The sequence below is a fragment of the Flavobacterium piscisymbiosum genome (assembly GCF_020905295.1).
GTDB lineage: Bacteria > Bacteroidota > Bacteroidia > Flavobacteriales > Flavobacteriaceae > Flavobacterium > Flavobacterium piscisymbiosum.
In genome coordinates this window covers 6,115,544-6,127,766 of sequence record NZ_JAJJMM010000001.1, presented here as the reverse complement: position 1 = coordinate 6,127,766, position 12,223 = coordinate 6,115,544, and the positions used below count along the sequence as shown (strand labels likewise).

Annotated in this window: 7 protein-coding genes; 2 read left to right on the top strand and 5 right to left on the bottom strand. The window is 35.9% G+C overall.

Translation table 11 applies throughout. From position 1 onward, the window contains the following. Positions 1 to 5: 5 nt before the first annotated feature. The 5 genes from LNP81_RS25755 to LNP81_RS25735 form a co-directional block, all read right to left on the bottom strand. The gene (locus tag LNP81_RS25755) at positions 6 to 1,511 is read right to left on the bottom strand and encodes a sodium:solute symporter (RefSeq protein ID WP_230040348.1); all 1,506 of its coding nucleotides are present in this window, start codon (positions 1,509 to 1,511) and stop codon (positions 6 to 8) included. Between the two features lie 110 nt (positions 1,512 to 1,621). After that, positions 1,622 to 2,449, bottom strand: a complete 828-nt coding sequence (gene murQ / locus LNP81_RS25750; RefSeq protein ID WP_230040346.1) for an N-acetylmuramic acid 6-phosphate etherase — start codon at positions 2,447 to 2,449, stop codon at positions 1,622 to 1,624. 187 nt (positions 2,450 to 2,636) lie between these two features. After that, positions 2,637 to 3,836 carry an exo-beta-N-acetylmuramidase NamZ family protein gene (locus LNP81_RS25745; protein ID WP_230040344.1) on the bottom strand — a complete coding sequence of 400 codons (1,200 nt, stop codon included), beginning with the start codon at positions 3,834 to 3,836 and terminating at the stop codon, positions 2,637 to 2,639. A gap of 256 nt (positions 3,837 to 4,092) precedes the next feature. Next, positions 4,093 to 5,826 (bottom strand): RagB/SusD family nutrient uptake outer membrane protein, encoded by a 1,734-nt coding sequence (locus LNP81_RS25740; protein ID WP_230040342.1) that lies wholly within the window; start codon positions 5,824 to 5,826, stop codon positions 4,093 to 4,095. A 24-nt stretch (positions 5,827 to 5,850) separates the two neighbouring features. Beyond that, complete coding sequence (locus tag LNP81_RS25735) at positions 5,851 to 9,138, bottom strand: SusC/RagA family TonB-linked outer membrane protein (RefSeq protein ID WP_230040340.1); 3,288 nt, start codon at positions 9,136 to 9,138, stop codon at positions 5,851 to 5,853. Positions 9,139 to 9,383: 245 nt separating this feature from the next. Between LNP81_RS25735 and LNP81_RS25730 the strand changes: the two genes are divergently transcribed. Both LNP81_RS25730 and nagB read left to right on the top strand, forming a co-directional pair. Continuing rightward, entirely contained in the window at positions 9,384 to 10,133 is a 750-nt protein-coding gene (locus tag LNP81_RS25730) for a DeoR/GlpR family DNA-binding transcription regulator (protein ID WP_230040338.1), read from the top strand. Positions 10,134 to 10,269: 136 nt separating this feature from the next. Continuing rightward, a complete protein-coding gene (gene nagB, locus LNP81_RS25725; RefSeq protein ID WP_230040336.1) occupies positions 10,270 to 12,195 on the top strand; it encodes a glucosamine-6-phosphate deaminase in 1,926 nt (641 codons plus the stop codon). Positions 12,196 to 12,223: the final 28 nt, after the last annotated feature.

Here is a 12,223-nt window from a genome sequence, read left to right as displayed (position 1 = left end):
GTGGTTTAAAAACTTATTTTTTCTGTACTGCGGGAACTTGTAAGGTATAGTCCTAAATACGTTATCAATCCGTTTAGTACGATTAATTCATTATCAAAAACATATCCTGCAAATAATGCTGCTGAATTTTCATTTATTAAATAGGTAAAGAAAGGCGATAATAAGCAAATTACAGGAACAAATTTATCTTTTACATGTCTTGATTTCTGGAACAATCCAAAAGCATATAATCCTAATAATGGGCCATAAGTATAAGACGCCACTTTGAATATCATACCCACTACTGAACTATCGTTGATTGAGTTGAAAATAAGGATCACAAAGAAAATCAATGCCGAGAAACTAATGTGAACCAAATGTCTTGTTCTAACGGTATTTTTCTTGCTGTTTTCGGCTTTGTCCATTCCCAGAAAATCAACGCAAAAAGAAGTTGTTAAAGCTGTTAAGGCTGAATCTGTTGTAGCAAATGTTGCTGCAATGATTCCTAATAAAAATACGATGGCAGGAATTGTAGCCAAATGATTCAGGGCAATTTCCGGAAAAAGTAAATCGGTTCTTGGTTTGCCGGTCAGTAAATCTGTTGGGATTGCGATGCCGTTTTTGTTGGCATAGATATAAAGTAAAGCGCCAACACTCAAAAAGAAAATGTTGATGACAACAAAGATTCCTGTAAAAGTAAACATGTTTTTTTGTGCTTCGCCAATGTTTTTACAGCTCAGGTTTTTTTGCATTAAATCCTGATCCAATCCTGTCATGGCAATGGTTACAAACATTCCGCCTAATATTTGTTTGACAAAATGGAATTTACTTCCCAGAAAATCATCAAAGAAAAATATTTTAGAATAATTACTATTTTTTACTTCTTCGAAAGCGCCAATCGCACTTAAATCCATACGATCGCAGATGAAATAAATGGTAAGAAAAACAGAAGTTACCAGGAAAAACGTTTGTAAAGTATCGGTTATAATAATCGTTTTTAACCCGCCTCTGTAGGTATAAGAAAAAATTAGCAATAGTGAAATCAGGACTGTAAAAGCAAACGGAATGTGATAAAAATCGAATACAAAACGCTGTAACACAATCACAACCAAATAAAGCCTGAACGCCGAGCTTACCGTTCTGCTGATCAGGAAAATAGACGCTGCGGTTTTATAGCTGTAAAAGCCCATTCTTTGCTCTATATAGCCATAAATCGAAGTTAAATTCATTCGATAATACAACGGCAATAATAATTTTGTAATTACTATAAAACCTATTGCATTACCCAAAACAAACTGAAAATACTTGAATTGTTCGCCACTTGGTGCACCCACTTCTCCCGGAACAGATATAAACGTTACTCCTGAAAGTGCCGTTCCTATCATCCCAAAAGCAACCAGATACCATTTTGAGTTTTTATTGGCGGTAAAAAAAGCATCATTTCCGCCGTCTTTTCTACTCACCCGATGTGAGATGTAGAATAATGTTCCGAAATAAATGATGATGAGAAGGAGGATGGTACTTGGTGTCATTTTAGTTTTTTGGTTTGTTTTTGATAAATTTTGGTGAATCAACGTTAATCAAAGATGAATAAAACGGTTGATTAAACCTAACAGGTTTTTAAAACCTGTTAGGTTTCGTTCTAGTTTTCCTGATTTTTGCTTTGAGCCAATAAAACAGCTCTTACGCTTTTGTGTTTTTGCAGTAATTCTTCGGCTAAATCATATTCAATTCCAAGTTCTTCCATGATCATTTTGATACCGCGTTTTACCAGTTTTTCGTTAGACAACTGCATGTCTACCATTTTGTTGCCTTTTACTTTTCCCAGTTTGATCATTACAGATGTAGAGATCATGTTTAAGGTTAGTTTTTGAGCTGTTCCGGCTTTCATTCTGGTACTTCCGGTTAAGAATTCCGGTCCTACAATCAATTCAATAGGATAATCGGCTTCCTGCGCAATAAGTCCGTTGCTAATGCACGAAATACTTCCTGTTTTAATGTTGTGTTCTTTTGCTTTTTTCAAAGCGCCTAAAACATAAGGTGTGTTTCCTGAAGCTGCAATCCCGATAATAAAATCTAAACTTGAAATTTCAAATTTAGCTAAGTCTTTCCATGCTTGTTCAGTATCATCTTCGGCGTTTTCAACAGCTTTTCTAATGGCAGTATCTCCTCCGGCAATAATTCCGATAATCATATCATGAGGCACACCAAAAGTTGGCGGACATTCTGATGCATCTAAAATACCAATTCGTCCCGAAGTTCCTGCTCCAATATAAAATAATCTGCCGCCCAGCTGCATTTTTTTTACAATCGCCTTAACCAGTTTTTCGATTTTAGGAATCTGCTCGTCGATAATCTGCGGCACTTTTTTGTCTTCTGTATTGATATTCGTAAGAAGTTCTTTCACGCTCATTTGATCCAAGTCTTTGTACAAAGATTCTTGTTCAGTTTCAGGATTTTTATTTTTCATTTTTCTTTTTTTTGATTTTTGAAACCAAAGTTGTTCGAATAACCGGTTTCGATATTTTGCAATTTTAGTTGGTTGTATTTTTATTCTTTGGGCATAATTTTTTAACACATAGAAACATAGTTTATTACTTTAAAAAAAGGCATTTCACTTATTTTAAAATACACATAAAACTATGTGGAAAAAGCTGTTAATAGATTAGGTAAGCCTTTCTCATTTTTTTGAAGGCTTCTAAATCTTTCTGCCAGCTCTTTCTTATTTCATTTTCTGAAACTCCGCTTTCGATTTGCTGTTGCAGCTTTTTTGTTCCGGCAAGTTTGGTAAAAAACTGATTGAAGAATTTCGTTTTATCGCTGGTATTTTGATAAGCTTTTATGAGCCATTTAAGTTCTAATTGAGTGAGTTTCGGGTAAGAAGTTAAATCTTCTCCAAAACATTCTTTTCCGTTATAAAGCGGATCTTTGGCTCCAAAATTTGGTTTTGGGGTAAAGCTGAAATTCGTTTTCTTTAAAAAAGGAGAACCATAAATTTGGAATTGTTTCTCGGTTCCGCGTCCCATACTTACGTTTGTTCCTTCAAAAAGACACAAACTGGCATATAGGTTTATCGATTGGTCATTAGGTAAATTGGGTGATGGTTTTGCCAGTAAACTGTATGGCATAGTTCGTTTATAATCGACACAAGGAATAACAGTTAGTTTGCATTGAACGGCATTTTTAAGCCATTTTTCGCCATTGATCATTTTTGAATATTCGCCAATTGTCAGACCGTGAAGCAGCGGAATAGGGTGCATGCCCACAAAACTCGTAAATTCTTTTTCTAAAAGTGGTCCGTCTATGATACCGCCATTTGGGTTTGGTCTGTCCAGAACAATAAGCGGAATTCCGTTTTCAGCGCAAGCTTCCATTACATAATGCAAAGAAGAAATATAGGTGTAAAAACGCGCACCAACATCCTGCAAATCGAATATCATAACATCGATTCCGGCCAATTGTGCCGCTTTTGGTTTTTTATTGTCTCCGTAAAGAGAGATGATAGGTAATCCTGTTTTAGGATCTTTTCCGTCTACTACATGTTCGCCTGCATCTGCAGTTCCTCTAAATCCGTGTTCGGGCGCAAAAATGGTTTGTACGGCAATTTTCTTTTCTAATAAAAAATCTACCACATGTGTTTTATCTGATAAAATTCCGGTTTGATTCGTAACGATTCCAACTTTTTTATCTTTCAGTAAAGGCAGGTACTTTTCGTAATTATCAGCTCCGGTTTTAATCGAAGAAACTTTAATTTCATGAACAGTACTTTTTGCAGCTTTTTGAAATGAATTGGAATAAGACGGTGTGTATATTACAGAAGTAACTATAAAGACACTTTTTGCTATGAATTTTATCATTTTAAATTACAGTTTAGTAGTGAGAAGACAAAAATTGACTCAATAAAATTATATTATTATTTGATTGGTAGTGTATGTTTTTTTGATTTGATGATGTAGTGTGGTATTCTGGAAAGAGAAGTCTATGATTTTTAGACCTGTATTTTATTTTTGTCAGATGCTGCTATGTCTTTTTACAAAGAAATAAGTTTAAAATACTACCTCTGGTTTTAGTGCCCAGAGGTAGTGTATTATTGATGGGTTTGGTAACTGAGGATTACCAGCCCGGGTTTTGTTTTAATGTAACACCTTGAGCTTTATATAAATCAATATCATTAGTTGGGATATTCATTAAATAATGCTTTGGCTCAAAAGTTCTGGTACTTGCAGGATAAATTTTCACATATCCGTTACCATCAACTACAGTTTGAGACCCAACAGGAGCACCAATTCTGGCTCCAAGATTTACGTCAGGATTTTTTGAAGTATCAAGATAATCTCCTTTTTTCCAACGGTAAATATCAGCTTGTCTTAAAGTAGTCCAGCTCATAAATTCAATTTGACGTTCACGACGTACTTCCCAGATTAGCGGACTTACAACACCAGCGATTTGCTCTAAAGCTGAGGTTCTTCTTGGGTCATTGATTACTACATTTCCTGCAGATGCATTATTTCCGTCAGTAGTCAAAGCGGCAATTCCTGCACGTGCACGTACTTTATTGATCGAAATATCAAGATCATTGTTGGTAGCTGTACCCAATTCAGCACAAGCTTCGGCATAATTTAAATATACTTCGCTTAATGTAAATACTGGAGCATCAGTGTAATTACGCCCTCCTGTAGTAACATCAGGACCTGTTGTAGCAGGATTGTTGTATAATTCGAATACATATCCTGACATCGAAACTAAAGCAGTTGTACCAAAAGGTTTTCCTTTATAACCGTAGTTCGCAGGATTTACAGTTTTACCAAAACGCGGATCTCTGTTTGCAAAAGTTTTAGTTACGTTATCATCACCCGTATATTGTGCGTTTCCGGCTTGTTGAATTGGTAATCCGTTTGTCGTTACATAACTGTCAGCAGCCCATTTTGTTAAACCGTATTGAATGGTTGATGTATTGGTGTAGTTTTGAAGAGAGTGCATCAATACGTTTGTTAAATAACGTTTTGCCAATATCACTTCTGTATTTCCAAGTAATTCAACTGAATTGTAAAGTGATTTCCAATCCGCATTTAATTTATAAGCCGGATTGTTCATTACAGCTAATGAAGCCACTTTAGCTTTATTAAGATAAGCACTTCCGTCCTGACCTAAATGGTATTTTCTGTATGTTCCTTCATAAAGACATGCGTTACTTAATGCTGCGTAAGCTGTGTATTTGTTTACGGTAGCATTTTTATCGTCTGAAACAAGCATTAAGTTTGCAGATTCTTCTAAGTCTGCAATTACTTTGTCCATAATTTCGGCTCTTGGCATTGCAGGAGCATAAACTGCAGGATCTGCCTGAACTAAGTATTTATCAGTATAAGGAACATCTCCCATTTTTTGCACTAAACGAAAGTAAGTATAAGCTCTAAAAAATTTAGCTACCCCAATATAGTGGTTCTTTTTCTCGGCAGACATGCTCACCGATGGTATTTTTTCCAACATCAAATTACAACGACGAATAAGCGTGTAATATTCATTCCAGGAATAAACATTTGTGGTAGCAGCAGTAACCGGCATTTGATAAAAAGTAAATGCTGATAAGTTATCATCTACTTTGTAATCACTTCCATGATAATAGAAAAAAGAAAGTCCGATTGTTGTACCGTTTCCGTAGCCATAAAAAGTGTCGTAATTAAGCCATGAAAATGTTTTTACATTATCTTCTGATTGCCAAAAGTTTTCGTTTGTAAATTTATCTGCAGGATCATCTGTTAAATAATCTGAACAACTAACCGCCGTTGTTGCTACTACAGCTGTAGCAAACATCAGCAGAAATTTTGATTTTATATTTGAATTTTTCATTTTAAAAGTTTTGAATAGTTAGTATTAGAAAGCAAGCTCAACACCAAAAGAGATTGTTTTGGTATAAGGATAAGCTCTTCCCCAGAACACCTCTGTTTCATCAATTTCAGGGTCAACAGGAAGACGTTTGTCTGCCCATGTTACTAAGTTTTCGCCCGAAGCATAAATTCTTACTTTCTCTAAAAAAGCTCTTTTTACTAAGTCTTTTGGCAATGAATATCCAAGAGTAACATTTTTTAGACGGAAATAAGACATGTCTAATAAATATCTTGTAGAGCTCACAAAGTTGTTTGAACCTGAAGTACCTGCGCCAAGAGTATTGGCTTCGTTTCCATAATATGGATTTGGCCAGTAAGCCTGAGTATTTTCCGGTGTCCAGTAATCAGCCTGGTTGGCATACATTTGCTGAGGTGCACGATAGAAAGGCAATACAGCATCTGAAGCAGCCCAGTAATCACGTTTTCCAACTCCCTGAAAGAAACCTGAAATATCAAATCCGCGGTATTTTCCACCTAATGTAATACCGTATTTGTAACGTGGCGTTGTGTTACCAATTTTTTTCAAATCTCCGTGATCGTCTGCAGTTCCTGCACCACGACTGATAACTCCGTCTCCGTCAAGATCTACATAATGTACATCTCCCGCTCCGTATTTAAAGTTACCTACCATTGTTTTAGAGTAATCAACACCATTTACCGTTTTACCGTTATTGGTAATTACGTCATCCGCCTGAAGAAGTCTGTCGCTGGTTAAACCCCAAATTTGTCCAATTTCGAATCCATCATAATAAGGATATGTAGTAGGAGTAACTAAACCTAATAATTTAGAAGTATTGTTCCATTTTGTAATTACAGATTTGTAATCAGATAAAGCCACATCAACAAATACCGAAGCATTTTCGCTTAAGTTTTTATTAAAGTTCAAAGACAATTCCCACCCTCTTGTTCTCATGTTTCCTGAGTTGGTTTGAGCTGCATTTTGACCAAAAGAACCCGGAAGTGTTATACCAGGAGCCAACATTCCTTTTGTATCACGTTGGTACCAGTCGAAAGAAGCACCAAGCATATCTAATATTTTAATATCAATACCTACATCTTTTGTGTATACTTTTTCCCAGGTTAATGAAGGATCAACATTAGTTGGTAAACCTGTAGAAGGAGGCAATGTAGAACCACTATTTACCCATGAAGGATTAGCGGAGTTCATGATCGATAAGAAGGCATTATTTCCTACGTTTTGATTTCCGATTGCACCAATAGAACCACGTATTTTAAGGTCGTTTAACCAACCACGTGTGCTTTCCATGAATTTTTCATTCACAATTTTATATCCTACAGAAGCAGAAGGGAAGAATCCCCATTGTTCGTTGGTAGGGAATTTTGAAGAACCATCGTAACGAGCATTTAATTCTAATAAGTAAATTCCGTTGTAATCGTAGTTAACACGAGCAAAGAAACCTGCAATAGAATATGTTGTTTCTGCCGGATTCAAAGAAGTATTTGCAGATCCTGAAACAAATTGTTCTCCTACTGCAAGATTAAACTCCGGTTTTGATTTGTCTAAAAGTGTATTTCTTCTGGCATAGTTACGAGAGAAATCCTGCCACTCTGAGTTAAAACCTCCTAAAACTTTGAAACTATGTTTGTTGATTTGTTTTTTATAGTTAGCATAAATATTTACAACATTGGTAACAGACTCTGATTTAGATTGTGCTACGTAATCATTTCCGGCTTCAAGAGTTGCAGGAATTGCAGTTTGAATTGTTGTAGCATCGTATGGCATCGCAGACCAGCTGTCCCATGCTAAGAATTTACCACCATTTTGTTTTCTGTTGTATGTTTCAGTTACACTGCTAACCTCAGCAATTACATTGAAGTCTTTTGTAATATCTGCTGTAAATTTAGCACTTAACCTGTTATTGCGTTTAACGTTTTCATTTCTTGAGGCATTAGCGATATATCCTCCCGCAGTGCGGAAATTATAGCCTCTGTATGTTCCAAAATTAGGAAAATATTGTCCCCAGCGAAGTGCATATCCAAAATAACCACCATAACTTGTATCATCAGTACCAGAACCGCCATAGTAGTTAAATGGCTGGTCGTATGTACTGTTAATAGTCATTACTTTGAAATCACCCGTAAGCCAGTCGGCCAATTTTGTAGTGAATCCTAAATTGATGTTGGTTCTTTGTCTTTGTTCCTGATTTACTCTCAACATACCCTCTTGGTTAGTAAGGGCAAACGAAGCAAAGAAAGAACTTTTGTCTCCTAAGTTACCTTGTGCAGAAAGATTGTGAGTAGTCTGAAGCGCATTGTTTGCATACAATTCTTTATTAGCGTCCCAAACTCTGTAGAAATAAGGTGTACCATTTTTAATCTCCCAGTCTTCACCATAAACCATTTCATGACTGGTACGATTGTTTGCATATTTTTCTTTCCAGTTTTTAATTCCGGCAAGTAAAGTATTGTAGTTTGCCCCAAAAATTTCCGGTACAGCACCATCGGTACGTGTTCCTGCAGCAATTAGTCCCGGAATTTCTTCTGTTGGATCTAAGAATTGTAACGTAGAAATTGGATTTGTAAAAGCGGTATTGGCAGAATAAGAGAATCTTACTTTTCCTTCTCCCGTTTTTCCTCCTTTAGTTGTAATCAATACCACCCCAAAAGCAGCACGCGCACCATAGATAGAAGCCGAAGCAGCATCTTTAAGTACCGTCATGGTTGCAATATCATTTGGGTTAATAAGCGATAAATCTGTAGGAACTCCATCAACTAATATTAAAGGAGCGTCTGAACCATTAATAGTTCCGGCTCCACGTATGTTAATATTCGCCGTACGATTGATATTCCCTGAGTTAAAACTAACATTTACACCGGGTGTAGTACCTTGTAATGCTTTACTTACATCTGTAAGAGGTCGGCTTCCAATTGTTTTAGCTACATCGATTGAGGCAACAGCTCCGGTTAAGTTTGTTTTTTTCTGAGAAGAGAATCCCACAATAACAACTTCGTCCAGCTTTGAAGTAGCCTCAGCAAGAGAAACGTTGATTTTTGCTTGCCCGTCAATTTTTACCACTTGCGTCTCAGATCCCATGTAGCTGAAAACTAAGCTTTGCCCTGGTGAGGCAGGGATACTGTAGTTTCCGTCAAAGTCGGTAGTCGTACCTGTTTTAGTTCCCTGAATCAGGATACTAACTCCAGGTATAGGAAACCCGTCCGCCTTGTTTTTTACAGTTCCGGTAATTGTTTTTGTTTGCCCAAATGTTACTTGAATGAACAAAACCAACAATGAAATAAGGAATAATTTTTTCATGATTATTTGGTTTTTTAATGGTTGTTGAGCAAATATATTTATTTATTGCATATAAATGCAGTATTTTGAACTTTTTTTCGAAAATTAATTCAAATAACGCAAAATAATGCATATTTAATATGTAAAATCTTTCTGCTTTATAATATTGTATAGAATTATGCAAACTATTGCAGTTTCCTACAAAAGTCCTGCTATTCAATTGAAATATTTGATATATTTGTGCTGAATTTTAACTTTTTAAGAAAATGCTGAAAGCCGAAAGACATAAATATATAATGACTAAGCTGATTGAAGAGCAGAAAGTTGTCACAACAGATTTGGCTTTGGCTCTGGATTTATCGGAAGATACAATTAGACGTGATTTAAACGAATTAGACAGCAAAAAGCTACTAGAAAAGGTATATGGCGGTGCTGTGCAGGTTTCGGAAAAATCCGTTGATATTTTTAATATTGATATAGCTGCCGAAGATGAAAAGAAAAAGATCGTGACAAAAGCACTGTCTTTATTACATGACGGACAGGTTATTATAATGAGTGGTGGAAGCACTAATTTAGTTTTCGCAAAGTTGATTCCTTCAGATTTAAAAGCTACAATATATACATATAGTTTACCAATCGCCATGCAATTATCCCAGCATCCCAATATCGACTTAATATTTATTGGTGGCAAAATGCAGAAAAATGCAATGGTAACAATTGGTATGGATGTGATTCAGGTCGTATCTAAAATTAAAGCCGATATTTGTTTTATAGGTGCGAGCAGTATTAATATAAAACAAGGTTTAACGGAGATTGGATATGAGATCTCAATTGTCAAAAAAGCCATGATAGAGGCTTCTGATAGGGTTGTATCTATGTTTTCTTCGGATAAACTAAATACTAAAATGCCTCATGTTGTTTGCGATTTGAATCTTTTGGATACGATCGTAACCGAATTAGATCCTAATGATTTAAAGTTGGAAGAATACAGAAAATCTGGCGTTTTTATCCTATAGTTTAAAATTCAATCAGTATTTTTTGCGTTATTTTGCGTTATTTGAATTTTATTTTGTTAAATAACGCAAAATAATGTATTTGTTCTGTTTTTTGTATCTATATTTGTTAAAACTAATTTTTTAACTTAGATATATTATGAAAACGAATACTTCTTTGGCTTACGACATTCCCGGGAAATTTGAAGAAACCCGATTTGAAAAAAATCATAACGTGATTTTTGATAATTCTGTTCAGGGTTCAAAAATAGTTGCTCAGGAAATAGCCGAATTAATCCGTTCAAAACAAGCCAACAATGAATCTTGTGTTTTAGGTCTTGCCACAGGATCATCACCTATAAAAGTATACGAAGAATTGGTACGCATGCACAAAGAAGATGGTCTTAGTTTTTACAATGTCATCTCTTTTAATCTGGATGAATATTATCCAATGACCAAAGAGAACCGTCAGAGCTACCATTACTTCATGCATCAATATCTTTTTAATCACATCGATATTAAACCGGAAAATGTAAACATCCCTGACGGAACCGTTGCGATCGAAGAACTGAATCAATATTGCGTTGATTATGAATTGAAAATAAAAGAAGCCGGAGGGCTTGATTTTCAGCTTTTAGGAATTGGGCGTACCGGTCACGTAGGTTTCAACGAACCGGGATCACACATCAATTCAGGAACCAGAATTATTACACTGGATCATATTACAAGAGTCGATGCTTCATCTGATTTTAACGGAATCGACAACGTTCCTAAAAGAGCCATCACAATGGGAGTTTCGACAATTCTTAGATCTAAAAGAATTGTACTAATGGCGTGGGGACAAAATAAAGCTTCTATTATAAAAAGAACAATTCAGGGCGAAATAACGTCGGATGTTCCTGCTACTTTTTTGCAAAATCATACTAATGCCACTTTCGTATTAGACCAATTTTCTGCATCTGAATTAACCCGATTCGAAACACCATGGTTAGTGGGCGGATGTACCTGGACACAGGAATTAAAAAGCAAAGCAATTGTTTGGCTTTGCAGAGAAACCCAACAATCAATATTAAAATTGACCGACAGAGATTACAACAACAACGGAATGTCGGATCTTTTAGCTCAGGAAGGTTCCGCATATGATTTAAATATTAATATGTTCAATGTTTTGCAACATACTATTACAGGCTGGCCAGGCGGAAAACCAAATACAGATGATTCTCATCGTCCGGAAAGAGCCAATCCTGCAAAAAAACGAGTAATTCTTTTTAGTCCGCATCCTGATGATGATGTGATTTCTATGGGAGGAACTTTTTCAAAATTAATAAAACAAGGTCACGATGTACATGTTGTATATCAAACTTCAGGAAATATAGCGGTTACAGATGACGAAGCATTAAAATTTGCTGAGGTTGCCAAAGATTTTGTTGGTGATGCTGCAAGCGGAATCAACTTTAAATCGGTGATTGATTTTTTAAATAGTAAATCCGAAAATCAAATTGATTCTCTTGAAGTTCGAAAATTAAAAGGATTAATCCGAAGAAGAGAATCTTATGCCGCTACAAGATATATAGGTTTAAAAGATGAAAATACACACTTTTTAGATCTTCCGTTTTACGAAACAGGACAGGTAAAGAAAAATCCTTTAGGTCCTGAAGATATTGCCATTGTAAAAGATATTATCGCCAAAATAAAACCTCATCAGGTATTTGCCGCGGGAGATCTGGCAGACCCACACGGAACGCACGAAGTTTGTCTAAATGCGATTTTTGCTGCTATGAAAGAATTAAAACCGGAGAAATATATGGATGATTGCTGGTTATGGTTATACAGAGGAGCTTGGCACGAATGGGACATTCACGAAATTGATATGGCCGTTCCGCTTTCTCCATCAGAAGTATTACTAAAACGAAGCGCCATTTTATACCACCAATCTCAAAAAGACCGGGTTATGTTTCAAGGAAACGACTCAAGAGAATTTTGGGTGAGAGCCGAAGACCGTAACAAAAACACAGCAATTCTATACGATGATTTAGGATTGGCAGAATATGAAGCGATCGAAGCTTTTAAACGTTTTGATTATTAGTAATTTCTGAAAAGTTAACCTTTTTCAG

Coding starts and splice junctions, on each gene's coding strand:
- LNP81_RS25730 (WP_230040338.1), top strand. CDS start 9,384: ATGCTGAAAGCCGAAAGACATAAATATATAATGACTAAGCTGATTGAA.
- LNP81_RS25755 (WP_230040348.1), bottom strand. CDS start 1,511: ATGACACCAAGTACCATCCTCCTTCTCATCATCATTTATTTCGGAACA.
- nagB (WP_230040336.1), top strand. CDS start 10,270: ATGAAAACGAATACTTCTTTGGCTTACGACATTCCCGGGAAATTTGAA.
- LNP81_RS25740 (WP_230040342.1), bottom strand. CDS start 5,826: ATGAAAAATTCAAATATAAAATCAAAATTTCTGCTGATGTTTGCTACA.
- LNP81_RS25745 (WP_230040344.1), bottom strand. CDS start 3,836: ATGATAAAATTCATAGCAAAAAGTGTCTTTATAGTTACTTCTGTAATA.
- murQ (WP_230040346.1), bottom strand. CDS start 2,449: ATGAAAAATAAAAATCCTGAAACTGAACAAGAATCTTTGTACAAAGAC.
- LNP81_RS25735 (WP_230040340.1), bottom strand. CDS start 9,138: ATGAAAAAATTATTCCTTATTTCATTGTTGGTTTTGTTCATTCAAGTA.